22 protein-coding genes are annotated in these 23,490 nt (G+C 63.7%); 14 read left to right on the plus strand and 8 right to left on the minus strand.

The genetic code is table 11. The annotated features are described in order from the left end of the window. Positions 1-57 precede the first annotated feature (57 nt). Positions 58-489 (minus strand): DUF309 domain-containing protein, encoded by a 432-nt coding sequence (locus tag V9F06_11830; GenBank protein MEI2618291.1) that lies wholly within the window; start codon positions 487-489, stop codon positions 58-60. A gap of 256 nt (positions 490-745) precedes the next feature. Here V9F06_11830 and V9F06_11835 point away from each other — a divergent pair, with 256 nt between their 5' ends. The 5 genes from V9F06_11835 to V9F06_11855 all read left to right on the plus strand — a co-directional run bounded on the left by V9F06_11835 (position 746) and on the right by V9F06_11855 (position 6,554). Then, positions 746-1,915: an agmatinase family protein gene (locus tag V9F06_11835; protein ID MEI2618292.1), complete on the plus strand. Its 1,170-nt coding sequence runs from the start codon at positions 746-748 to the stop codon at positions 1,913-1,915. Between the two features lie 424 nt (positions 1,916-2,339). Beyond that, positions 2,340-3,578 (plus strand): SH3 domain-containing protein, encoded by a 1,239-nt coding sequence (locus V9F06_11840; GenBank protein MEI2618293.1) that lies wholly within the window; start codon positions 2,340-2,342, stop codon positions 3,576-3,578. A 199-nt stretch (positions 3,579-3,777) separates the two neighbouring features. After that, complete coding sequence (locus V9F06_11845; protein MEI2618294.1) at positions 3,778-4,314, plus strand: hypothetical protein; 537 nt, start codon at positions 3,778-3,780, stop codon at positions 4,312-4,314. Positions 4,315-4,431: 117 nt separating this feature from the next. Next, entirely contained in the window at positions 4,432-5,595 is a 1,164-nt protein-coding gene (locus V9F06_11850; protein MEI2618295.1) for a lysylphosphatidylglycerol synthase transmembrane domain-containing protein, read from the plus strand. Positions 5,596-5,681: 86 nt separating this feature from the next. Further along, on the plus strand, positions 5,682-6,554 hold the full coding sequence (locus V9F06_11855; protein ID MEI2618296.1) for a DMT family transporter: 873 nt from the start codon (positions 5,682-5,684) through the stop codon (positions 6,552-6,554). Positions 6,555-6,629: 75 nt separating this feature from the next. Here the strand turns inward: V9F06_11855 and V9F06_11860 are convergent, their stop codons facing one another. The 6 genes from V9F06_11860 to V9F06_11885 all read right to left on the minus strand — a co-directional run bounded on the left by V9F06_11860 (position 6,630) and on the right by V9F06_11885 (position 14,582). Next, entirely contained in the window at positions 6,630-8,045 is a 1,416-nt protein-coding gene (locus V9F06_11860; GenBank protein ID MEI2618297.1) for a M28 family peptidase, read from the minus strand. Positions 8,046-8,159: 114 nt separating this feature from the next. Further along, positions 8,160-9,482 carry a hypothetical protein gene (locus V9F06_11865; protein MEI2618298.1) on the minus strand — a complete coding sequence of 441 codons (1,323 nt, stop codon included), beginning with the start codon at positions 9,480-9,482 and terminating at the stop codon, positions 8,160-8,162. A gap of 63 nt (positions 9,483-9,545) precedes the next feature. Continuing rightward, positions 9,546-10,736 carry a radical SAM family heme chaperone HemW gene (gene hemW / locus V9F06_11870; protein ID MEI2618299.1) on the minus strand — a complete coding sequence of 397 codons (1,191 nt, stop codon included), beginning with the start codon at positions 10,734-10,736 and terminating at the stop codon, positions 9,546-9,548. A gap of 51 nt (positions 10,737-10,787) precedes the next feature. Beyond that, on the minus strand, positions 10,788-12,296 hold the full coding sequence (locus V9F06_11875; protein MEI2618300.1) for a DUF4129 domain-containing protein: 1,509 nt from the start codon (positions 12,294-12,296) through the stop codon (positions 10,788-10,790). Continuing rightward, positions 12,293-13,672 (minus strand): DUF58 domain-containing protein, encoded by a 1,380-nt coding sequence (locus V9F06_11880; protein ID MEI2618301.1) that lies wholly within the window; start codon positions 13,670-13,672, stop codon positions 12,293-12,295. Before V9F06_11880 ends, V9F06_11875 begins: the two co-directional genes overlap by 4 nt. Further along, entirely contained in the window at positions 13,629-14,582 is a 954-nt protein-coding gene (locus tag V9F06_11885; GenBank protein MEI2618302.1) for a MoxR family ATPase, read from the minus strand. The genes V9F06_11880 and V9F06_11885 overlap by 44 nt, the downstream gene beginning before the upstream one ends. 151 nt (positions 14,583-14,733) lie before the next feature. Here V9F06_11885 and V9F06_11890 point away from each other — a divergent pair, with 151 nt between their 5' ends. Then, entirely contained in the window at positions 14,734-16,779 is a 2,046-nt protein-coding gene (locus V9F06_11890; protein ID MEI2618303.1) for an ATP-binding protein, read from the plus strand. 46 nt (positions 16,780-16,825) lie between these two features. After that, positions 16,826-17,308 (plus strand): MgtC/SapB family protein, encoded by a 483-nt coding sequence (locus V9F06_11895; GenBank protein MEI2618304.1) that lies wholly within the window; start codon positions 16,826-16,828, stop codon positions 17,306-17,308. On the opposite strand, the gene V9F06_11900 is transcribed toward V9F06_11895, so the two are convergent. Continuing rightward, positions 17,305-17,994 (minus strand): RNA methyltransferase, encoded by a 690-nt coding sequence (locus V9F06_11900; protein MEI2618305.1) that lies wholly within the window; start codon positions 17,992-17,994, stop codon positions 17,305-17,307. The genes V9F06_11895 and V9F06_11900 overlap by 4 nt on opposite strands. A 345-nt stretch (positions 17,995-18,339) precedes the next feature. Here V9F06_11900 and rpmH point away from each other — a divergent pair, with 345 nt between their 5' ends. The 7 genes from rpmH (at position 18,340) to mnmE (ending at position 23,489) form a co-directional block, all read left to right on the plus strand. Then, positions 18,340-18,507, plus strand: coding sequence for a 50S ribosomal protein L34 (rpmH, locus tag V9F06_11905; GenBank protein MEI2618306.1), 168 nt, complete (start codon positions 18,340-18,342; stop codon positions 18,505-18,507). A gap of 73 nt (positions 18,508-18,580) precedes the next feature. Beyond that, positions 18,581-18,940 (plus strand): ribonuclease P protein component, encoded by a 360-nt coding sequence (gene rnpA, locus V9F06_11910; GenBank protein ID MEI2618307.1) that lies wholly within the window; start codon positions 18,581-18,583, stop codon positions 18,938-18,940. Next, positions 18,937-19,146, plus strand: a complete 210-nt coding sequence (gene yidD / locus V9F06_11915; protein ID MEI2618308.1) for a membrane protein insertion efficiency factor YidD — start codon at positions 18,937-18,939, stop codon at positions 19,144-19,146. Before rnpA ends, yidD begins: the two co-directional genes overlap by 4 nt. Positions 19,147-19,297: 151 nt before the next feature. After that, positions 19,298-20,275, plus strand: a complete 978-nt coding sequence (locus V9F06_11920) for a YidC/Oxa1 family membrane protein insertase (GenBank protein ID MEI2618309.1) — start codon at positions 19,298-19,300, stop codon at positions 20,273-20,275. Positions 20,276-20,335: 60 nt separating this feature from the next. Further along, positions 20,336-21,205 (plus strand): RNA-binding cell elongation regulator Jag/EloR, encoded by an 870-nt coding sequence (gene jag / locus V9F06_11925; GenBank protein ID MEI2618310.1) that lies wholly within the window; start codon positions 20,336-20,338, stop codon positions 21,203-21,205. Then, the gene (locus V9F06_11930) at positions 21,206-22,072 is read left to right on the plus strand and encodes a PfkB family carbohydrate kinase (GenBank protein MEI2618311.1); all 867 of its coding nucleotides are present in this window, start codon (positions 21,206-21,208) and stop codon (positions 22,070-22,072) included. Positions 22,073-22,097: 25 nt separating this feature from the next. Then, entirely contained in the window at positions 22,098-23,489 is a 1,392-nt protein-coding gene (gene mnmE, locus V9F06_11935; protein ID MEI2618312.1) for a tRNA uridine-5-carboxymethylaminomethyl(34) synthesis GTPase MnmE, read from the plus strand. Position 23,490: the final 1 nt, after the last annotated feature.

The following is a 23,490-nucleotide window of genomic DNA, read 5'->3' on the forward strand; positions in this document are numbered from 1 at the left end:
GGGGTAGGGGGCACGATGGATCCGGGCCGGCCAGATCCGATACGCAAGTCGCGCGGGTCACTCGTAGATGACGGTCGGAACCTCACGCCACGGGAACTCGCGGACGCGGTCGGGCCCGAGCGCGACGAGGAGATGGAGGCAGGTCTGCGATTCGGCAGCGAGTCGGGCGGTGTCGATGCCAAGGCAGACAGGTTGAAAGTGGCGGAGCTTATCAATGCCATCGGCGAGCAGACGGGTCGCCCCGCGGTAGTTCCCATTGTGGAGGTGATGGAACCCAACACCGACCTGGAGAATACCCTGGTAGAGGTATCGAATGGGATCGCGTTCCTCGCGCCAGATGTCTTCGAGCACCTCGTGGCATTCGAAGAAGCGGCGTTCGTTGAACAGATCGATGCCCGCGGCCAACTGGCGCGGCGAGGGGCCGGCGCAACGAGGATTCGGTCGATCCACAGCTCCGGAGGCAATCACCCGTCGCCATGCCTCGCCCACGACTAACCCCGAACGTTCAAGAGGCTATGAATCGGCCAGAATGGAACGGTGGATTCGGCGGCGATCCCGGCCGAAACATCAACGGTAGTCATCTGTCGGCGTTCCTTTCGCGAGTGTCCCGATCGTCGACGCGATGCGTCAGCGCGTCAAGTCGCCCGGACGCCACGAATCGCCCGTCGTGGGACTCTTCACAGGATCGGCTGGGCCGTGTAGTCTCCAATAGCCATATGCAAGCAGCCGAGAGGACGGACAGAGGATGAGCGACGCCGCTGAACGGATCAGACACGAGGACCTTCGCGGCACGTGGGCAATGGAGGCCGAGGCCCGAATGGAGGGCGCCACCGCCCGAGAGCGCCAGCAACACTTGCTGGAAATCGGTCTGCCGTCGGCCGAGAGCATCCGCGATCGGACCATGCCTCTGTTCACGCGGGGCCGCTGGCGCTTCAACTCCGGCACCTTCATGAACACCAACCACCTGGAGGACATGCGCGAGCTCGGGGGGCAGGATGTCGTCATCATCGGCGCGCCATATGATGGCGGGACGACCTTCCGCCCTGGCACACGCTTCGGTCCGCAGGCGATGCGCCGCATCTCGTCGCTTTCCAGCGGCTATAACCCGGAGCGCGGCGTCGACCTGAACGAGTCGTTGACGATCGTCGATGCCGGGGACATCAATGTCATCCCGGCCAACCTCGAAAAGTCGTTCGATCAGATCGCCAAGGCGATTTCCTATGCCGCGGAGCGCGAGGTCTTTCCGATTGTCCTCGGCGGCGACCACGCCATCGGCTATCCGGACGTCCGCGGGCTGGCGCCGTTCATCGACGGCAACATCGGCATCATCCACTTCGATCGACATTCGGATCTCTCGGAATACGGCATCGACGAGCGGATGCACGGATCGCCGTTCTTCCATGCGACGAATATTCCCAACGCCCCGGCAACGAATCTCGTCCAGATCGGCATCGGTGGCTGGACAGGATCGAAAGAGGGGCTCAAGGTCGCGCGCGAGCGCAACGCGACGGTGATCACGGTCGATGATGTCGATCGCTTTGGAGTTGAGCGGGTCATCGAATACGCGCTGGAGATTGCCTGGCAGAAGGCGAAGGCAGTCTGGATCTCGTTCGATGTTGACTCGATTGACCCGGCCTTTACGCCAGGAACCGGAACCCCGATGCCGGGCGGGTTGCTGCCCCGCGAGGTGTTCCGCATGATCCGCGATATTGCCAGCGAGGGACTCGTCGGGATGGAGATCGTCGAGGTCTCGCCTCCCTACGATGTGGCAGATAACACTGCGCATGTCGGGGTCCACGCGATCCTGGACTGCCTCGCCTCGCTGGTCATGGCCGGCAAGCTGGGTCGCGCAAAGCCGGAAGCCACGAACGGCGCCAACCAGACAGTGACCGGAGCTGGACCAACCGGGGATTGAGCCCGATCGCGGGGTCGTAAATCCCCCTGCGTCAGTCCACGAGGCTGACCGGCGGCTTACTCGCGTCCACTCGGGCATGCCGGCCAACGATCCGGCAACCAGACGGCACGCCGGCCGCAGCGCACGGATGATCGATACGCCAACACCGGCGCTGGTGACTTGCGAGTCACGCTCCTATCAGGCGCGATCCTTCATCCATCGCCCCACAGATGAGCGATGACATTCCGTTGTTGCGTCATGGATGCATCACAATTGACTCACAATGCGTGATTCTCATGCTAATTCGTGCCATCGTGTCACGCTTGTCGTGCTATAGAGTTCCGTGTTACGCTGCGATCTATTCACAGCGAGCCCAGCAGTATTGCGGTCGATGCGGGGTCGGCTCGTGGCTCGTCGCGATGGGGTAATAAGGAACGAGGATGGCATGGGGAACCGAGTCTTTCGGTCACACCGTTGGCTTGCGGTCAGCACAGCGCTTCTTCTGGCAGCGTTGATCGGCGGCCCGGCTGCGGCGGAGACGACGACAGAGGGCGCGCCCTCAGCCCAGTATGTCCATGAAGTAGATCAGTATCAGCACCTGGGCGGCGCGACCTACCGTGTGTATGGGTATCAGGAGGGTCTGGTTGGGTCTACGACGGCAAATGGGCATGTAATTCAGCCAAACGATCACTTCGTGGCGCTGCCTTGCTTCTGTGTTCTGTCCAGCCGGGGCGGTAACGAGTTCCAGGTGAAGCTGGAGTACAAGGGCAAGACAGTCATCGTCCCGGTCTGGGATGTCGGCCCGTGGAATGTCGACGACAACTACTGGGATCCATCGAGCAAACGCAAGTACTCATCGTTGCCGCAGGGTTACCCTGAGGCGGCGGCAGCGTTTTACGCAGACTTCAACGGCGGCAAGGATGGCTGGGGTCGAACCGTCGGGTCGCCCGGTGGCATCGACATCGGCGACGGAGCGTTCGCCGAGTTGGGAATGCCCGGTTCCGACTGGGTAAACGTCACGTTCCTGTGGCTCGAGCCCGATCACTGGGATCTACCAGCGCCGGCCGCCGGGTTTGGCGACGTCACGACCGTCTGGTGGGATCAGCGGCCTCCGCTGGACTGGACCGCGCCAAAGAACGATGGTCGGTTCGCGTGGTTCGATGTCACCGGCCATAACGTGCCGAATCAGCTGAACGATTACTGGTGGGGGAACGGTGGCTGGCGGCTCTTCGGGTTGCCAATCAGCGAGTTCTTCCGTGAGGTCGACATCGACGGCACGATCCGCTACGTCCAGTACTTCGAGCGGTCGATCCTTGCGCTCGATCCGGCAACTGGCGCGGTATCGCGAACGCCCGTCGGCGATCGCTCGCATATGGACTACAAGGCCAGCCTGCCGATCGATCCATTCCAGAACACATCGTCTGCGATCTATTTTCCCGACACTCAACACTCGGTGCAGAATGGGTTCAAGTGGTACTGGGAGCATAACGGCGGCCAGGCAGCCTTTGGCGCGCCGATCTCCGAGGAGTGGAGCGAGACCAACGCCGATGGCCGTAAGGTCGTGATGCAGATGTTCGAATACGCGCGATTCGAGTGGTGGCCCGACAAGGTCGGCACCGACGAGGAGATCACGCGAGGGCTGTTGACCGTCGAGCTTATCGATGATCTCGGCTGGTCCCGCTAACCACGACGCATTTGTTCGGTAGCGACGGCGCGGCATGGGCCCATCCCTGCCGCGTCGTCGCGTTCTCGCGGTCGCAGCGCTGGTATCTATTCTGCGTACATCGCTCGCAGGGGCCGCGCGTTTCGGACGCGACGCTGCTACACTTGCGCTACGCTCCCAATTTGTGGAATACGCACTCGATGGAAGGCCGGCGCCACTCGTGCACTGGCAGCGGAGCCCGTACGATCTATACCGACATTCGCGCTTTCGAGAGCGCGCAGGAGAGCCGTTCACGCCGCGCATCCCGCGGTTGATCGCGAACCACCCAACGATGAGTGGGGCGGTGCTCGCGGCAGTCGGCATGGTCGGGAATTGGCTGATCGTGTCGCAAATGGCCGGCTGGCCAGACTGGACGCTCTTCCCGAGTATGCTGCTGGCGACGTTGTCGTTGCTGGCGATGTGCCTGGGGATGGTCCTGGTTGTCGTACGCTGGCTGGAACCAATCGTCGCCCGGATGGATTTCAATTGGGACGCGGACCCGGTCGGTTCGCTCGGCCTGCCACCAACGCTCGATCGCAAGCTGGAGACGCTCGGGTACTGGTCCGCCGACGATATCTGCCGAGCGGTCGAGAGTGGTCGTTTCCAGTGGACCGCGCTCGAGCTAACCGAGCGGCGGCTTATCGAGCAGGCAGTCGCGTTTCACAAAGCTCGCGCGTCGAGCAATCGTAGAAGCGACGCGGGCAAGAGAAGAGCCTGACTCGCGGGCATGTGGGCTGTCCCGAGTCGGCAGAACTACCACCAGGAGGGGTGAGCAGACCGTCTTAAGCGGTCGTGGGCCACGAATGGCCCGACAGAGAGATCTCGGCAAATATCCATGAGACGGTTTGTCCTCCTCACCATAGTCATCGCCGCGATCATCGCTATCGTGAAGTTCGTCAACTTCTCGACGCTTGCGTCTGCGGTAACCAGCGTCCCGCGGGAAACACTGATCGTTGTGATTGGGCTGCTGGCAATCTCGGCAATCGTGAAGAGCCTTCGCTGGGCGTACTACCTCAGGGCCTCGAAGCTCCAGATCACCTGGCATGATGGAATGACCAGCTATCTGGCCGGCATGTCGGCCGGCGCGCTGCCCGGCGGGTCGTGGTTACAGGCCCGGTTGGCTCAGGAGCATGGCGATGTCCACATGCACGAGGCGGCAGCCGGCCTCTTTGTGAGCTTCGTTGCCGACTCACTCGGCATTGCGCTTCTTGCCTATGCCGGGATGCTGCTGGTCCATCAGCCGGGCACAAGCTTCCTGTTGCCGATCTTCGGGCTCATTCTCGCCAGTGTCCTCATCGCGATGGGTCGCTCCCCGCGCGTCTGGGCATTGATCGCGCTCCAGCTCTCGCGCTTTCGGCTTACCCGGCGCTGGGTTCCGAAGGAGGCCGATCTTCAGCAGCGAGTCGCGGCGGTGATGCGCGCTCCGGTGATCGCGGGTGGCGTCGCTTTCTCGATGGCAACAACACTACTCGCGGTGGCAATCCTCTACGCGCTGGCCAACGCACTGACATTCTCCGGCCTGGGGGGTCGCGAGGCGCTCTTCGTCCACACCGCCTCAGAATCGGCGTCGATGGTGCTGCCGATTCCGGGAGGCTATGGGATCAGCGATTCATCGATGGCGGGCTTGATGAGCTCTCAGGGGATCGGCTGGGTCCGGGCGACGTTCGTCATTCTGGCGATCCGTTCGTTCAATATCCTATTCAAATCGATCGTCGGCTCGCTGATGCTGGTGATCTTCTATCGCAGCCTCCTGATGTCGATGCTGAAGGTGCGCCGGCGAGCGCGGACCGCCTTGCTATTCGGACAGCGCATAACCTGGCATGGGCTGCGGTTGACGGGATTCGGGTACCTGCTGCGTCTACGAAAGCAGCGACGCGCGCACATCCACCCGGCCCCTGCCGCTGCACAGGTTCATCTGAGACAGCGGCATGCGCCGCTTGCCGGAACGGATGTCGCGCCGCACCCAGCGCCCCACTTGCCGATCCACCCCGACGACTGAAGAGGCGTCCGACGCGGGTTCGAGCAACCAATGTTTCTTTTCTCAGTGACTAGCCAGCGATCGTCTGAGACGGTACGATCCCTGCCATGAGCACTGTCGCCGTTGGGCTGGTCTTGCTGTCTGCGGTGTTTCACGCGACCTGGAATACCCTGACAAAGCGCAGCGCCGACGCGCTGGCGTTCATGTTCGTCTTCGGCCTGATCGGGCTATCGATCTACGCCATTCCGATGGCGCTGATGCTGCATCGCCACGGTTTGCCGGCCGAGGGGATTCCCTTCGTGCTGGCGAGCGGCGGCGTCCATGTTGTCTACGCATCGGCCCTCGCGGCAGCCTACAGCAACGGCGCGCTATCTCTGACATATCCGGTTGCGCGCGGAACCGGCGTGCTGCTCGTGCCGCTGTTGGCGATGCCGCTGCTCGGGGAAGAGTTGACGCTGGTTGCCGGGCTGGGGATCACTGCGATTCTGGCCGGCATCCTGACCCTCAACCTGCTCGGCAACCGCAGCGGCGCGGCGCGGGAAGTCCGCGAAGGTCGTCGCGGTCTGGCATTCGCGTTGCTAACCGGGCTGGCGATCACGTCCTACTCATTGATCGACAAGGCCGGGGTTGCCCACGTCCACCCGCTCATCTACGTGTACCTGTTGATCGGCATCCTGACGTTGGGGATCACCCCGTACGTGCTGCTGCGGCGTCGGGCGGCAGTCGGGGAGATCTGGCGGACTGCGCGGGCAGCCGCGTTCATCGCCGGTGTGCTGAACATGGGCACCTACCTGATCGTTCTGGCCGCCATGCGGGTGGCCGGCAGCAGCATTTCATACATCGTGCCGCTCCGCGAGACGAGTATCGTCTTCGCGACGATCATGGGCGCTGTTGTCCTCAAGGAGCATCTGGGTCGGGCGCGAATCGTCGGGTCGGCGATGATCGCGGCTGGCGTCCTCGCCATCGCTCTCGGGAGCTGAGGAAGAAGTCGGCGTCGGTTCCGGAACGAAACGTGGCCCACCCCGCTGGGGTGGGCCACGTCGCACATGGTCGGATCAGGCCTGCTTTGCCGGGAATCGGCCGGCGCGCTCGGCGCGCTCGAGCAGGTTATTTCGCTTCAGCAGGTCGCGGGTGTCATCCTCGCTCAACCGCGCGGCCGGCCAGTCCTCGGCGTTGGCGACAGCAAGAGCCACCCGGGCGACAAGGGCAGCCGACATCTGCAGCCCGCGCAGGTGGATCTTGTCGAACGTATCGGCCTCGGTGTGGCCCCAGCCACGCCCGATCATCCCGGCCGTCGAGTCGCGCGCGTTGAGCGTGCCGTTCGGGATGCCACGCAGCACAAACGGATAGTGGTCGGAGTGGGAGTTGAGCTGATTCTGGACAGTGAACGGGTAGTGACTGTCCTTCGCGAACTGCTCGAACCATCCAACCAGATCGGGCCAGCCCGAGAGCGTCAGCTGCTCCTGGCCGCCCTCTCCGCGGCCCGCGCCGTCGAGGTTAAGGGCGAACCGGTAGGAGTCGGGTGAGGTCGTGCGGGCGTGGTGGAATGCGCCAAGCAGGCCGACTTCTTCCGAGCCAAAGCAGATCACTCGGATCGTGCGCTTGATATCGCCGGCGTGTGCCGCCAGGACGCGAGCCGCCTCGAGGCCGGTGACAGCGCCAGCGCCATCGTCGCCAGCGCCCTGGGCGATATCATGCCCGTCGTAGTGCCCGCCCATCAGGACAACCTCGTCGGGATAGTCGCTTCCAACGATCTCGCCGATGACGTTCTGGCTGGTGCTTTCGAACGTGCGATTCTCCAGCTTCAGGTGAATCTTGCCCTTGCCGCCGGTGCGCTCGAGCAACCGCAGAATCGTTGAGCCGGCCTCCCAGGAGACCCCGACCGCAGGGATCGGCGCCTCGCGATCGACGGCGCGATCCCCGGCCGGGTTGCGGCCAGTGATCGAGCCGGTGATGTGGAGCATGCCGGGGTTCTGGTTGATGTAGATGTAGCCCGCGGCTCCGCGCTCGACGGCCCAGCCGTACTTGTCGGTGCGGTGGCTCTTGCGCTCGCCGGGCTTGTTCGTCTCGGCGGCGGAGATGACGATCTTTCCACGGACATCTGCTCCAGCGCGCTCGAAGTCAGCCTCCTCGCCTTCGCCAACGTCAATCACTTCGGCAGTCAGGTCGGCGGCAGGGCAGTAGGGCATCGCGACGCAGGAGTAGGAGCGTTCGACTGGCTCGACGAGTGTCAGTGATGCCGGGCCACGTTCCCAGCCGGCCATCTGGAACTCCTCCAACCGGACGTTCTGAAGGCCGTAGTTCTCCATTTTCCGCTTCAGGAATTCAGCGCCCTGCTTCTCTGACTCCGAACCAGCGTAGCGATGGCCGATGTCGTCGCACAGTTCGCGGAGCACCTCGTAGGGTTCGTTCGTCGTCCAGATATCGCCGAGAATCGCTCGCTCGATGGCACGCTGTCGATCGTTCGCCATGAGTCCTCCTCCCAGTCCCTCGTGAAGTCTTGTCGAATGGGCACACCAGTGACCCGCCCGGCCGGCGCATCATAGCACCGTCCTGAGTCGCGGTCAGCCACTCCGGATCCCCGGTTATCGCGCCGACTGAATCAGCTCGGCTGCCCGCCGCACCGTCGCGAGGGTTTCTTCCGGCACGAGTGGCTCGGCGGAGTGGAAGGTGATGGACGTCACAACCGCGCCGACGCGGACGACCGCAAGAGCGCCATAGCCGCCGTCTGAGCCGTTGACGACGAACGCAACCACGACGCCATCGATCCCATGGCCGATCGGCTGTGGCGGATCGATCTGGTAGGTGGCGCCGGCCGGATCGACCCAGGTCTCACACGAAGCGGCGGCGTGGGCGCGATCCATCGCCTGCTGAACCTTCGCGGCCGGGTAAGCAACGGCACGCTGGACAACCGTCCTCCCAGTCGTGTGTTCGGAGAACCTCGCGGTGACATCCCCAATCTTCCCGTCAGACTGAGGGAACAGGTCCGCGCCGCAGGGACTCGTTTCTTCATTCCGTGGAGTCGGGCCCGACGCGACTTTTATCCAGCCTTGTCCAAGGTCTTCGGCGTGTAGCGCCATCGCGAGCAGCGTCGACTGAACCGCCGGATCGATCACTGCAGCTGCCGCGCGACCCGGGTCGAGCATATGGACGGCAGCGCCAACTATCCCCATAACGAGATCCTGGTTGTTCGCGTCGTTTCCGAGGTACGCGATCGTGGCGATCAACCCGCCTTTTCGGACGAGGAACCAGCGCCCGGTGACTCGCGTTCCGTCCGCTGCTGTCACGTTGAGCGCCGTCGTTAGCGACTCTTCTCCAAGTCCGGCGTCCTCGAAGCCATCGAGCACGATCGTTGTTCCATCCGCGGCAGTCCATTGATGACAGGTGATCGTTTGTCGAGCCCAGCCCATCGCCTCGACCGCGGTAGATTCGGTGAAGGCAACGATGCTCTGAAGAATCGACGCGGGCGCCGTTGGATCATTGCGCTGATACTCGGCCTCGACCTCGGCCACACGCTGACCGGCATTCGGGAAAGGATCGACGCCGCAGAGAAGCGTTGCGCCCGACCTATCACGAACCGTCCCCGCGGAGACCCGCGACCAACCGGGAGGCAAGCCGTCGCTCGCCGGCAACATCGACAACAGCACACTCTCAACGGCACTCGGCGCCGGGACAGGCGTCGGCGTCGGCGTCGGGCGTGGCGTCGGGGTCGCCTCTGGAGCAGGCGTGGCGGTCTGGGTCGCAACAGCAGGTGTTGGTGGCTCGGTTGGAAGCATTGGGGGGACGCTGGTCGCGGTGGCGTCGATGGCTACGGTCGGGGATGAGGATGGTGGATACGTTGCATCCCGCCTGCCTGGCCCGGAGCAAGCAGCAAGGATGCCGATAACCAGAACGATTGTGAGAGGCATTGCTCGACGATACACCCCACCGCCCCCAGTAGTTCGAGTCGATGGGCAGATGGTAACAGGTGGTCAGGGCAGAAAGGCTGCGCACACCTCGTTGGCAACGAGGACGCCGCTGGCAGTCAGGCGCAGTCGGCCACCATGCCACTCGATCAGACCAAGATGAGTGAAGCGCTCGACCGCGTCCGGAAATCGGTCGACGATGTGACCACCGTGGCGACGGGCGAAGTCAGCATCCGACACGCCGTCGATCAGCAGTCGAAGAGCGAGCATCATCGTCTCACCCATCCCGGTTCTCTCGTCGATCGCCTCGCGGGTGGCGACTGGCAGCCGGCCGGCGGCCAAGTCAGCAATATAACGGGCCGGCAACAGATGATTACTCAGCCGTTCTCCCCGTGCCGTGCCGAAAGCCCCTGCGCCGACGCCCAGATATGGTCCGTTCTGCCAGTACAGCTGATTGTGGCGAGATCGGAAGCGTGGCTCGCGCGCCCAGTTCGAGATCTCGTAATGCTCCCAGCCGGCCGCGGCGAGGACATCGACGGCGCGATCGTAGCGGTCGGCAACAGTGTCGTCGTCGAGCGGACTCAGGATCCCCCGCCGGACGGCCATCTGCATCGGCGTCCCCGGCTCAACGATCAGCGCGTAGAGCGACAAATGCTCTGGCGCCCAGTCGAGCATGGTTGCGAGGTCGTGATCCCAGTCCTCTGCCGATTGCCCGGGCCAGCCATAGATGAAGTCGAGGCTGACGTTTTCGAACCCGGCGAGCCGAGCCGTCGCCAGCGCGTCGGTTGCGGTCGTCGCCGTGTGGCCGCGCCCAAGCACGCGAAGGCCGGCGCGTTGCAACGACTGGATGCCGATCGACAGCCTGTTGATTCCGGCCGCGCGAAAGCCGCGCAATGCAGCTTCATCGAGCGTTTCGGGGTTTGCCTCTAGAGAAACCTCGGCGTCTGCTCGCAGTCCCAGGCGCCGGGTCGCGGCATCCACCACACGCGCGATCTGTTCCGGCGATAGCAATGACGGTGTGCCACCGCCGAAGTACAACGTCGGCGCTTCGGTCGTCTCGCCATCTCGGAGCTGCATCTCGCGGACGAGCGCATCGACGTAGGCCGGTATGCGATCCTCCTGGCCGGCATAGGTATTGAAATCGCAGTAGGGGCAGATGTGGCGGCAGAATGGCACATGAACGTAGATGCCGGCCGGCCCATCGACCGGCAGCGGAGCTGGTAGCGTCGAGATATCGTCGGTGTCAGTCGTTTGCATGAGTCAGTCGAGCATGAGACATAACGATGATCATGATGGAATCGTACTGCATCATTGATGACGCTGGTTGAGCTGGTCGATCGTTCGCCAGGCGCGCTCCGCCTGGTCAGCGTCCTCCTTTGAGGCCGGCTCTCCGCTGTAGCGCGCGTCCCGATAGCGATCGGTCATCGTCGTCACCGCGTCGCTCGTCGGGCCGGGATCCAGCCGGGCGCTGATGCCGGGCCGATATTCGTCGGCGGTCTCGGCCGGCCGCCGCCCGCGGCCCAGGGCTGCGCCGCGATGTTCGAGCCTTCTCCACGCCTCGCGGATCGCCACCGTGTACTGCCAGCGCGGGTCCCCCCGTAAATGCGCCAACGGATCGGCGGGCTCTTCCGAGTCCCGACGAAACAGCGATCGAAGCCGCGCGCCGAGCGACCCCAGCAGGTCGTCCCAATCAAGGATCGACTCGCGCTCCTCCTCGACCGCGACTCGCTCGCGACGGCGTCGGCGAAAGACGAACTTCGTCAGCAACGTGAAGAGCGCAAGCAACACGAGCGCCGCGACAAGATACCGGATCGGGTCCGGCACCTGGAACGCTCGGCCGCCCAGTTGATCGAGCTCGCCTCGCTGATCGGTGAGACCTGGCGTGGCGACCGTCCGGGAGATCGGGTCGCGGGTGCCGATCAGCCAGACGATCGGCGTCAGGATGATATAGGCGAGCGCTGCCATGATCAGGATAATCGCCTGGAACACGAGGTTGAGGATAAACAGGAGGGGTGAAAGCATCCAGAGGACGGTATCGAGAAACTGACGAGAGAAGATTCCTGCGCCGACAATAGCAACCGCCAGGATGGTGAGGATCGGCGCGACGAAGGTCGCCAACCAGCGCGGACCGAGTGGCGAGCTGGTGCGAAATCCCTCGAGCTTCAGTCTGGCTATGCCAATAGCCGCCAGCGCGCAGACGTAGAATGTGACCGTTGCAGCGCTGAGCCGCTGATGAATCTCATCACCGGTGTCGGATGCCAAAAGGATAACGATCATCAGCAGCGCGAGGATCGCGCTGCCAGCGCGGAGTGTCAGATAGGCGCTATCGACAGATGGCAACTCGCGCGTTCGCCCGCGCCACCACGCAAAGGCAACAAGCGCGACGATGCCCCAGACCGGCCGAACTGCATCATTGTCGAGCAACGCGAGAGCGCGGATCATCTCTCGCAGCCAGCCGATATCCCAGACAGCGATGCCCGGGAACGCGCCCGACTTGACGGAGACGAGCAGCGTCACGACGATCGCGCCGCCCATCATCGTCTCGTAGCGAACATCCCAGACGCGCCATTCATCGAGCACCCGTGGGACGAGATACGCCGTGAGCATGACAAATGCGACGATCCAGGCAGGGAGAACGTGCGCAGCCGGCGATCTGTCGCTGAGGAACAGGCCGGTCACAAGGTAGATGAGCGCTGATTCGGCCAGGACGAGGAAGACGCCGAGCAGCTCAAGCCGCCAGTCGAGCGAACGAACGAGATCTCCGATACTGGCAGGTGTCAGCCGTTGCTCCGGCGCCGGCGTAGATTGATCGCTCATGACGCGTCGCGCTGTCGCTCGATCAGCCCGGCAAGGGCGACCGGATTCATCTGAATTGCGTAGCGACGACGCTGATTACGCGGAGTGCCGATGCCGGCCGAATCCAGCTGATAGACCAACAGCCCACGAATCGCTGGAACCGCGACCTCATCGATCGTAACGAGGACGACTCGATGGCCGGCCTGGTGCAGGTTGACGAGCACGGCCGCGGTCGCGTCGGTCACCAGCGCAGTGACAATGACGACCGTGCTTCCCATCGGAAAGCGCGATGTCTCTGCGCGAAGGAGCCGCGCGAAGTTGATCGACGCGATCGGCGAGAGCTTGGCGAGGCCGGCGAGGATCTCGACACGCTGACTCGGGCTGCGACTCGGCCGAACCCGCATCGGCTGGTCCGACCCGCCACTGACCCCGTTCGCGTAGACACCGACTGTTTGGCGCGCGTCGAGCGCATGGATCGCCAATGACGCGGCAACGGTGATTGCGTCTTCGGCCCGCTCGTAGTCGACGCCCTCCCAGTAATGCTCGAACGTATCAAGATTGAGGAAGACGCCGAAATGGATCGTGGTTGACGGCTCGAACACCTTCGCCTGAAGAGCGCCGACTCGCGCCGTTGCCTTCCAGTGAACGTGACGAATCGAGTCCTCGGGGCGATAGTCACGCACGCCGACAATCCGCGACGGATCGGTCACCATCTGACGCCGAATACGCTGGTCTCCGAAGAGATGGCGCGGGGGGATGCCGATCTCCTCCAGTGGCACGACCCGCGGATAGACGAGCAGCGATGCGAAGTTGTCGAGCGCGAGCGTGGAGGTGAAAAAGCCGAAGAGATCGCCGGAACGGATCTCGGTTGGCCCGAACACAAACTGCCCACGAACCGGACAGTGGACGTGGAACGTCCAGCTGACACGCTCATACCAGCGCATCGCAGTTGTGATCTGAAGGACATCACGGCCGGGAATGCCGCTCGGCACACTTGGCTGCTCCATGATCCGCAGATCATTCGGGAGCTGATCGTGGATTTCCAGGAAGGCGAGTGGGAGCAGCTTGCGATTGACAACGCTGACGCGAAAGACGGCATCCTCGCCGGGGAAGAGTCGCCGTGTCTCCAGTGTGCGAGTGACGATAACGCCGTTGAGTGACAACCGCGCCCAAAGCCACGCTCCGCCGGCCGTGATGAGCGTCAGCAGACCAAGAAGGGTCGGAGCCCGTTCGCGCAGCGCCATTCCCAGCAGGATGAGCGCGCCCGCCGTCCACAGCCAGAAGCTACTGAAGAAGAGTGTCCGAGCTCGGCCGACTCTTGCCGGGCCATCATCTCCGCCACCAGCGAACCGCTCAGGCAAGCTCGACAGGAACGCGGAGGGATTCCAGGATCTCATCGAGGATGCCTGACGCTGACCGACCGCGCAGTCGCGCGTCCGGCGAAAGTAGCAGCCGATGGTTCAGCACCGGCAGGACAACAGCCTTGACGTCGTCCGGCGTCGCATACGCGCGACCGCGCAGAGCAGCCATCGCCTGGGAGGCGCGATACAGCGCCAGAGTCCCACGCGGGCTGACTCCCAGCTCGATCGCGTCGTGCTCGCGGGTGGCGCGGACGAGCGCAACGATGTAGGAACGCAGCTCTTGTTCGACATGGATATCGCGGACCAGACGCGCTGCGTCGGCCAGCTCATCGCTAGTGGCGACCGGTTGGAGCGCCGCGAGTGGGTGCTCGTGCTGTAGCCGGACGAGCATCTCGTCCTCCTGATCGGCGTCGGGATAGCCGACGGTGAGGCGGAGGAGAAAGCGGTCGAGCTGTGCTTCGGGCAGTGGAAAGGTTCCCTCAAGCTCGATTGGATTCTCCGTCGCCAGCACGAGGAACGGGTGCGGCAGCGGCATCGTCTCGCCGTCGATCGTGACCGTGCGTTCTTCCATCGCCTCCAGCAGAGCCGACTGTGTGCGAGGCGTCGCGCGGTTGATCTCATCGGCAAGGAGGATGTTGGTAAAGACGGGACCCGCGCGAAAGACGAAGTCGCCGAGCTTCTGATTGAAGTAGCTCAGACCGGAAATGTCCGATGGCAGTAGATCGGGGGTGAACTGCACTCGACGCAGCTCGCCACCGATGGACCTGGCGACGGCCCGCGCCAGTGTCGTCTTGCCGACACCGGGGACGTCCTCAAGCAGAACATGGCCTTCGCAAAGCAGCGCGACGAGCACAAGCTCACTGACATCGCGCTTCCCGACGATGACTCGATCGACGTTGTCGATGATGCGCCGGCCGAAGTCGGCGACATTTCCGGGATAGCTCATTTCACCTGAATTCGTCATTGCTCGGGGTGCGTCAACGGCCACCGACGTATTGCTCCACACTATATCATCACCTTCGACGCCTCCTCATTTGGGGGTCCTCTGGCCATCCGACGCACGAAGCGGCGCGGTCGAAACGAGATACGGTCCGTCGATGACGATGTGGGTTGCGACAATACTCGCGCAGGCCGGCCAGCGCACCGGTGACAACAGAGAGCCCTTTGGCCTCATCGGCGAGATCGATACATACTCGCTGGCTGCTGGCGTGGTGTTCATGCTGATCATCACGTTGGTAGCGATGTGGCTGTCACAACGAAGCCCGAAGAGGGAGAACATTACTGGCGCATCGAATCAGGATGGTGACCGCTACGCCACCATCTTTGAAAGCGCCAACGAAGGAATCGTCGTGCTCGACGCTGATGGCGTCGTAACGGAGATCAACCCGGCCGCATGTCGGCTGTTCGATACTCAGCCCGACGACACCGTCGGCACGCCAGCCACGGATCTGGGGCTTCTGAGCCACACGGAGATCCGCCTGCTGCCAAACCTCCACCGCCAGGAGACTCCACAGCCGGTCGTCCGTCAGCTTGGCGAGCGGGTGATCAGCACAATCGTCAGCCCACTCCGAGCAGGCGAGGGCAAGCGGCGGCGGGCCGGGTCGGTCTGGCTCTTGCGCGACGTAACCGAGATTGTTCGAATGGATGAGACGCGGAACGAGTTCATATCGGTAGTCTCCCACGAGTTGCGGACACCGATGACCGCGATCAAGGGCTTTACCGACCTGATTCTCGACGGCGATGCCGGCCGCGTCAGCGACCAGCAACGAGAGCTACTCGCGATCGTCCAGGCGAACGCCGATCGACTCGTCGATCTGGTCAACGACATGCTTGACATCTCGCGGATCGAGTCTGGTCGCATTCAGCTCGACCAGACGGCGGTCGATCTGGCCAAGGCAATCCAGTCAGAAATTGCCAGCCTGCGACCGATGCTCGACGCGAAACAGCAACACATCCAGACCGAGCTCGATGCTGATGTGCCGCCTATCTATGCCGACGCCGCGCGGCTTTCTCAGATTCTGACCAATCTGTTGGCCAACGCCAGCAAGTACACGCCCGAAGAGGGCTGGATCACGATCCGCACCGAGCTGCTCGACAGCCACGTCGCAGTCAGCGTCTCCGACACCGGCATCGGCATCCCCGTCGAGGCGCTGCCACACCTGTTCACGAAGTTCTACCGGGTCGAGCAACCCGCCGTGCGCGAGGCTGGCGGGACCGGGCTGGGGTTGGCGATTACCCGGCTCCTCGTCGAGCGACACGGCGGCCGAATCACGATTGCAAGCCGCCAGGGGGTTGGAACAACCGTCCGATTCACGTTACCGGTTGCCAGGCGGGCGGAGATTATCGGTGACCACGCCGGCGAGCCATTCGTCATCCTCGTCGCAACTGCCGACCCGCGCGATCGCCGGGCCTGGAGCCAGGGATTGGAGAGCATTCCCACCCGGCCCGTCTATCCTCGCTCGCAGACGGTACGCGCAATCGTTGGTGAGGCGGAGCTTCATCAGCCGTCCGTCATCGTAATCCGCCCGCAGGCTGCCAGACCCGGGCTTTACGACTTGCTCACCGACCTCGATGCTGTGCCGGAGCTGGCGGAGACGCCGATTGTCGTCGTTGGCGGCCCGACACAAACTGACTGGGTAACCGATCGGCAGATCGTCATGCTCCGTGGTGACGCCGGCCCTGACCATGTTGTCAGCACGATCAGCGACCTTCTGCCACACGGTGAGGTCGCGCCACGCAGCCTGGGCCGTGTCCTGCTGGGGATCACTGACGACACGCGGGGCGCCTTCTTCGGCGAAACGCTGATCGAGGCTGGCTTCACTGTCGCCCATGCGCGCGACGGACTCACAGCCATCGTGCGGGCCATCGAGACGCTGCCGGACGCGATCGTTCTCGACGCCGACCTCGACCGACTCGACGCCGGATCGGTCTTGCATCAGCTTCGCGAATACCCCGGAACGGAGCAGATTCCGGTTATCGTCCTGGCTGGGGCCAAGGAACTGGATGAATCCGAGCTTCTGGCAGCCGGCGCATCGGATATCATCCTCGAACCGGTCGATCGTGAGACGCTCGTCACCCGCCTGCGCGAGTTGACGGTATCGTCGGCCAGTCCGGGTGGGGACGACAACAACACCCTTTTGTAGCACAACAACCTGAGTTGGACACGAACCGCGCCACGGAGGGAGACCGATGGACCTGACCCAATGGGAATCGCTCATCAGGATCGGGCTGGCGGCCGTCCTCGGCGGCGCGATCGGCTACGAGCGCGCGACCCTGGACAAGAGCGCGGGGCTGCGCACACACATGCTCGTGTCGCTTGGCGCGGCGCTGTTCATGGTCTGTTCGATCCTGATTATCCAGGATTTCGACCAGCCCGGCGTGGCAACCAGACTGGATCCAACACGGATCGGCTCAACGATCGTCATGGGCATCGGCTTCCTCGGAGGCGGCATTATCTTCCGCCAGGAGTCACGCGTCCACGGGCTGACGACGGCGGCCGGGCTCTGGGTTGCCGCGGGCATCGGGCTGGCCTGCGGGGCCGGCTACTTTATCGTTGCCGGCGGCAGCGTGCTGCTGACAATCGTGATTCTCGCCGCGATTCGGCCGATGGAAAAACGTGTTGAGGGCCGGGGGCTGCGTCTGCGGCAGAACGGTCCCAACGACATCGACTAGCCCGTGCCGCCGCGACTCTGCCTCCGATTCTCTGCCCGGATGTGGCCGGCTGGCGCATCCTGCGTCACGGCCGCCGGGTCGCGGCCATCGCGGAGGAGCCAGGCGTTCAGCCGAGCATCGAGGTTATCGGGAGGAAGGCTCGGGCTGTCATAGCGGCCGGCCGCGCGTCGCTGCCGCAGTGCCTCGTAGAGCGTGACAGCGCAGGCAACGGAGACGTTCAGGGATTCGACCATGCCCATCATCGGAATGTAGACGCAACCATCGGCGAGAGCCACGGCCTCGGCGCTCGCGCCGCGTGTCTCGTTGCCGAAGAGGATCGCGATCGGCGCGGTCAGGTCGAGGTCGTACAGGTCGATCGCCTCATGCGTCAGCGATGTCGTATAGATTGTGAACCCACGCTCGCGGAGCGCGCTGTAACAATCGGCGACGGATTCCCAGGAGTTCAGGTCGATCCAGCGCAAAGCGCTGGCGGAGACGCCTTTGCTCAGCTCCGGTCGCTCCTCGACGGTGTAGATGAGGTGTGCGCCGGCCACTCCCACAGCGTCGCACGAACGCAGCATCGCGCTGACGTTGTGTGGGTCGTGGACATCTTCGATGACGATCGTGAGGTCAGCCTGGCGACGCTCCAGGGTCCCACGCATTCGCGCGAGGCGTCGTGGTGTGATCGGTCGGGCTGTATCCGTCATCGGTATTGCTAGTTCTCCGTCTCGGGATTCGTCGCGCGTATCTACGCCATCCGCAAACGGATGAATGCTGCCACACCCGGCCGGGTGCTTATTCGTCGAAGGCTGCCTCCAGCGGGAGACGGAAAGCAAGCGTGTCCGACGATCGCAGCGTCCCGATTCTCTGTCCCGAGCTGGCCCTGGCGCTCGACGATATTTGCGAAGCGGTGCTACCCTCCACAAAGGCATGATGGCTTTGACAGCCACGATACCGATCTCGTAGACTACCGGTTGGCCTCCGTCGGGCACGAGCGGTGCGTTTCTGGGGCCGTTTCTATTGCAGATGACCCGGTGACGGAGGGGATTCAGATGCCAAAGAGGACATACCAGCCGAAGCGCATCCCACGGAAGCGCGAACACGGCTTCATGAAGCGAATGCACACGCGGGGTGGTCGGGCCGTTCTGGCAGCGCGCCGCCGAAAGGGCCGGCACAACCTGACAGTGAGCGACGAGCGTAAGCCAACGCTAAACAAGTAACGGCGCGAATGGTGACTCTGGCAAGCCCACCCTTCGCCGGGTGGGCTTTTGCCACGCTCAAGGCGGAATACCAATGATCGCGCGCCACTATCGCCTGCGACGCAATAGCGACTTCGAGCTGGTCCGCAGACGCGGGCGCAGCTGGTCGAATCGCACAGTTGTGTTGAGCGTCGTCGAAAATGGGACCAGCGCGAATCGCTACGGGTTTGCCGCTGGCAAGCGTGTCGGCGGGTCTGTCGAGCGTAACAGAGCAAAGCGGCTGCTTCGCGAAGCGATGCGCGGGCTCCACCCGCGGATGCGCCAGGGTTTCGATATCGTGCTGATCGCGCGAAACAGCGTCGATTCGCTGACGCCGGCGGCTGAGGTGGCGGCCGACCTCGAACGAGTCGCCAAACGGGCCGGGTTGCTGCGTCCGGCAGGTGAGCCAACATGAGACGCGCGCTGCTCTGGCTCATCCGTGGCTACCAACGGTGGGTGTCGCCGATGTTCCCGGCAGCCTGTCGATTTCAACCAACCTGTTCCGAGTACGGCTACCAGGCGATCGCGAAGTACGGTATCATCCGTGGCGGCGCGATGTCGGTATGGCGAGTTTTGCGCTGCAATCCATTCAACAAGGGCGGCTACGATCCGGTCCCATAGGGTAGTCGCCGCCGGGTAGACACGATGCTATCGGGCCGGCACGCAATCAGGGCGGGCAACCGCCAGACACATCGATCCGAGCGACGATCGCGGCCGACCGGATGTCCCGGGGTTAGCGCCGCACCAGTGAGTTTAAGGACCTTCCAGCTTCATGGGCGTCTGGCATGGGTACGTCGGTTTCATCGAATGGGCGCTGGGCCAGATCACCGGTGTTACCGGGAGTGTCGGCCTTTCAATTATCGTCTTCACGATCTTCCTCAAGACACTGATGCTGCCGCTGACGGTGAAGTCGATCCGCTCGACTGCCGCGATGCAGGAGCTCCAGCCGAAGATCAAAGAGCTGCAGAAGAAGTACTCCAAGGACCGGCAGAAGCTGTCGGAGGAGACCATGCGGCTCTATCAGCAATATCAGGTCAACCCGGCAGCCGGATGTTTCCCGATGCTCCTGCAGATCCCGATCTTCTTCGGCCTGTACTTTGCTGTGCGCAGCATCTCACACGATGGCGGCTCGTTCCTGTGGATCCCGAACCTCGGCTTACCTGATCCCTGGAAGGTTCTGCCGATCGCGGCTGGTGTGTTCCAGTTCATCCAGACGAAGATGATGCGGCCGGCCGGCGGAGTGAAGGCAGCCGACCCGCAGCAGCAGATGATGAACACGATGATGAACTTCATGCCGCTGATGGTCGTATTCTTCGGTTGGAACTTCGCCGCCGGCGCCGTGCTTTACTGGGCAACACAGAGCGTCTATTCGGTCGTCCAGCAATGGTTTATCACCGGCTGGGGCTCGATGAAGAACTGGTTCCCGTTCCTGCCGGAATTGCCGGAGCATCGCCGGCTGGGTCATCGCAAGCCGGTCGAACGAATCGATGTTGGCGAGTACCAGCCAAAGGGCGTGATGGGCATGTTGCAGCGACGAATGCAGGATGCCGGCGACCGCCAGCGCACCGCGGCGGAGACGCGTGGCAAGCCATCGGAAGCGGCGCCTGCTACGAAGTCGAAGCAAGAAGCCAAGGGAGACGGCGGCGCCTCGAACGGCACTGCCGCAACGGCCCCGGTTGACCCGACATCCAGCAGGGTGATGACTGGCCGCACACGCGCGTCATCCGGCTCGGACAACTCCAGCAGCTGATCGCGACGGGCGAGAGCCGCGCCATGTCGCCAGCCAGACACCGAGGGGATGGGAGCGCAGATGGATCGATTGCGCAGCGTTGACATCCAGGCGCGTTCAGCCGACGAGGCGATCCGCCTCGCGCTCGAGCAACTGGGCACAACACGGGACAAGGTCGATGTTCAGATTCTGGCCGAAACCGAAGATGATATCTACGGCGAAGGCGAGGTCCTCGTCCATGTCGAGCTGAAGGGGAGTATCGCTCAATCACGCGGCGATCGGCAGCCGCCCCACTCCGCGGGGCCACCCCGGGGCAGCAAGCCCCGTGTCGCCGACGGTCGCCCGCGCGACAGCCGAGCCCCGCGCCAGTACTCGCAAAATCCCCGCGCGCGCGGCGCAGCCGCCCCGAGTGCGTGGCGACCACCTATCGACGCCACGCCGCGCCAGCCATCGGCCGCCACTGACGAGGCGACGATCGAGGCCGAGCGACTCAGCAAGGACATTGTGCGCGAGCTTCTCGACCGGATGGGCGTCCATGCAGACGTGGTCGCCGTCGACAATCCGTCGGTGATGCCAGTGTCGTCGGACGATCCGTTGACGGTGTTCATCGACATCATGGGCCGCGATCTCGGCATGCTGATCGGACGACGGGGTGAGAATCTCGCCCATATTCAATACATGATCAACTTGCTGGTGAACAAGCGAACAGAAGACTGGATTCGCGTCATCGTCGATATCGAGGGCTACCGGACACATCGCGAGGAATCGCTGATCGGTCTGGCCGAGCGGGTCGCCCGACAGGTCGCGCGCAATGGGCGCTCCATTGCGCTTGAGCCGATGCCGGCCAGCGAACGCCGCATCGTCCACATGACGCTCAAGGAGCTCTCGGACGTTCGGACCGAATCCAGCGGCGAAGGCGACAATCGCCGCGTCACGATCTACCCGAGCTAGATGGCGAGTCGCGTCCCGGACGTTGTCGTCATCGGGCACCTGACGATCGATCGGACGCCGCGCGGCGAGGCGCTGGGTGGGTCGGTTCTGTACGCCGCGCTCACCGCCGCGCGCTACGGCGCGCGGACAGCGATCCTCACCCGTGCCAATCTGGATCTGCTGCCACCGGATCAGCACGAGATTCTCGCTGCCATCTCTGCTGAAGTCGAGATCATCGTCCAGTCCAGCGACGCAACGACGACGTTTACCAACGTCGATGTCGGCGGGCGCCGTCAGCAGTCGCTCCATGCCTGGGCGGGTGAAATCGATCTCACCGGCTTGCCACCGCTCTGGCGCGGAGCGGGGGTTATTCATCTCGCGCCTGTCGCTCAGGAGATCGATCCCCGCCAGGTGAATCGTCTGGCGCCGCGTATTCTCGGCTGCACGCCACAGGGTTGGATGCGCGCCTGGGATCGGACCCACTTCGGCCGCGTCCGGTTGGGGCATCTGCGCGTGCCGGCCGACCTCGTCGCCCGGATCGACGCGATTGTCGTCTCCTATGAGGAGGCTGTCGAAGCGCGCGACACCATCGAGGCAGTCGGCCGGCGCGGGCTGGCAGTCGTCACCCGGGGCGATCAGGGAGGGCTTGTGATCGACCGCGAGAGGCGGACGGACGCGCCGTTCTATCCGGCGCATTCCGTCGATACGGTCGGCGCGGGAGATGTCTTCGCCGCCGGACTCTTTACCGCCCGCGGCGGAGGCGAGTCGGTCGCGGCAAGTTTGCGCTATGCGGCAGCGGCAGCGTCGCTGAAGGTGGCCGGCGAGGGGGTCATGTCCGTTCCAAACCACGACGCGGTTATGGCGTTGATCGAACGCTACCGAAACTGATCGCTACCACCCCGGGCAGGACAGCATGTACCAGGACACCATCGCCGCTATTGCGACCCCACAGGGTGAGGGAGGAATCGGCATCGTCAGGCTGTCCGGCCCGGACGCTGGCGGGATTGCCGCCACCATCTTTCGTCGCGGCCGGCTCGGCACGCGGATAACCGCTGACGAGCTCATCAGCCACCGACTCACCTACGGCACGATCGTTGACCCAACCAGCGGTCGCGTGGTGGATGAAGTGATGATCGTCCGGATGGTTCCGCCGCGCACGTATACCCGCGAGGAGATCGTTGAGATCAACTGTCACGGCGGGTATTTGCCGGTGCGTCGTGTGCTGGACCTCTGTCTCAGCCATGGCGCCAGGATGGCGACGGCGGGCGAGTTCACGCTACGAGCCTTCCTCAACGGGCGGATCGACCTGAGCCAGGCAGAGGCGGTGGCAGGGGTGATCTCTGCGAGGACTCCCCGCTCGCTCGATCTGGCGGTGGCAGAACTGCGCGGCCAGCTCACCGAACGTCTGCGCCCGGCTCGCGATACGCTGGTCGAGACGCTCGCGTACGTCGACGCCGCCGCCGACTTTCCCGACGACGAGATACCACCTCTGGAGCTCAGCCCCGCCCTCAATCGCGCCGCGGACGAGCTGGCTTCGGTGATCGCGGCGGCGAGCGCCGGGGTGCTCTATCGCGAAGGTGTGCGGATCGCGATCGTTGGCCGGCCGAACGCCGGCAAATCGAGTCTGCTGAACCGTCTGCTCGGCTCCGATCGGGCCATTGTCACCGACATCGCAGGGACGACACGCGATGTTATCGCCGAGACCGTCAACCTGCTGGGAATTCCGGCAACGCTACTGGACACGGCCGGCATTGCCGAGAGTGAAGACGCGATCGAACGGATCGGAATCGCTCGATCGCGCCAGGCACTGGCTTCCAGCGGCATCGCGCTGTTCGTCATCGATCGCTCTCGGCCGGCTCACTCCGACGACCGTGAGATTGCCAACCTGCTGGCCGAGCAGCTCAGCGACGGCGGGGTGGTCGTCGCGCTCAACAAGCGCGACCTGCCGGTCACCGACAGCCAGGCAGCAACCCTGGCACTGCTGCCTGGCGCGCCTGTTGTCGAGGTCTCAACGCACACTGGCGAAGGTATTTCAGACCTCCTGGGCGCGCTCCACGCGACGGTCACACGCCAGGCTGGCCAGGCCAGCGAGCCAGCGCTGGCAACCGTTCGCCAACTCGATGCACTGCGCCGAGCTCTGGCACACGTGGAAGCTGCTCGCGCAGCCCGCGCAACGGGCTATCCAGTCGACATCCTCTCCATCGACCTCCGCGCCGCGCTCCGTGCCGTCGGAGAAGTAACCGGCGAAGCAGTCGACGAGGCGGTGCTGGATGAGATCTTCAGTCGGTTCTGTATCGGGAAGTAGT

The organism is Thermomicrobiales bacterium (assembly GCA_037045155.1).
Classification (GTDB): domain Bacteria; phylum Chloroflexota; class Chloroflexia; order Thermomicrobiales; family CFX8; genus JAMLIA01.

Excerpts from the sequence above, each read along its gene's own strand:
- rpmH (MEI2618306.1), top strand. The coding sequence starts at position 18,340 with ATGCCAAAGAGGACATACCAGCCGAAGCGCATCCCACGGAAGCGCGAA.
- mnmE (MEI2618312.1), top strand. The coding sequence starts at position 22,098 with ATGTACCAGGACACCATCGCCGCTATTGCGACCCCACAGGGTGAGGGA.
- V9F06_11840 (MEI2618293.1), top strand. The coding sequence starts at position 2,340 with ATGGGGAACCGAGTCTTTCGGTCACACCGTTGGCTTGCGGTCAGCACA.
- V9F06_11860 (MEI2618297.1), bottom strand. The coding sequence starts at position 8,045 with ATGGCGAACGATCGACAGCGTGCCATCGAGCGAGCGATTCTCGGCGAT.
- hemW (MEI2618299.1), bottom strand. The coding sequence starts at position 10,736 with ATGCAAACGACTGACACCGACGATATCTCGACGCTACCAGCTCCGCTG.
- V9F06_11835 (MEI2618292.1), top strand. The coding sequence starts at position 746 with ATGAGCGACGCCGCTGAACGGATCAGACACGAGGACCTTCGCGGCACG.
- V9F06_11930 (MEI2618311.1), top strand. The coding sequence starts at position 21,206 with ATGGCGAGTCGCGTCCCGGACGTTGTCGTCATCGGGCACCTGACGATC.
- V9F06_11880 (MEI2618301.1), bottom strand. The coding sequence starts at position 13,672 with ATGAGATCCTGGAATCCCTCCGCGTTCCTGTCGAGCTTGCCTGAGCGG.
- V9F06_11920 (MEI2618309.1), top strand. The coding sequence starts at position 19,298 with ATGGGCGTCTGGCATGGGTACGTCGGTTTCATCGAATGGGCGCTGGGC.
- V9F06_11895 (MEI2618304.1), top strand. The coding sequence starts at position 16,826 with ATGGACCTGACCCAATGGGAATCGCTCATCAGGATCGGGCTGGCGGCC.
- V9F06_11865 (MEI2618298.1), bottom strand. The coding sequence starts at position 9,482 with ATGCCTCTCACAATCGTTCTGGTTATCGGCATCCTTGCTGCTTGCTCC.
- V9F06_11855 (MEI2618296.1), top strand. The coding sequence starts at position 5,682 with ATGAGCACTGTCGCCGTTGGGCTGGTCTTGCTGTCTGCGGTGTTTCAC.
- V9F06_11850 (MEI2618295.1), top strand. The coding sequence starts at position 4,432 with ATGAGACGGTTTGTCCTCCTCACCATAGTCATCGCCGCGATCATCGCT.
- V9F06_11875 (MEI2618300.1), bottom strand. The coding sequence starts at position 12,296 with ATGAGCGATCAATCTACGCCGGCGCCGGAGCAACGGCTGACACCTGCC.
- V9F06_11900 (MEI2618305.1), bottom strand. The coding sequence starts at position 17,994 with ATGACGGATACAGCCCGACCGATCACACCACGACGCCTCGCGCGAATG.
- jag (MEI2618310.1), top strand. The coding sequence starts at position 20,336 with ATGGATCGATTGCGCAGCGTTGACATCCAGGCGCGTTCAGCCGACGAG.
- rnpA (MEI2618307.1), top strand. The coding sequence starts at position 18,581 with ATGATCGCGCGCCACTATCGCCTGCGACGCAATAGCGACTTCGAGCTG.
- V9F06_11890 (MEI2618303.1), top strand. The coding sequence starts at position 14,734 with ATGACGATGTGGGTTGCGACAATACTCGCGCAGGCCGGCCAGCGCACC.
- V9F06_11885 (MEI2618302.1), bottom strand. The coding sequence starts at position 14,582 with ATGAGCTATCCCGGAAATGTCGCCGACTTCGGCCGGCGCATCATCGAC.
- yidD (MEI2618308.1), top strand. The coding sequence starts at position 18,937 with ATGAGACGCGCGCTGCTCTGGCTCATCCGTGGCTACCAACGGTGGGTG.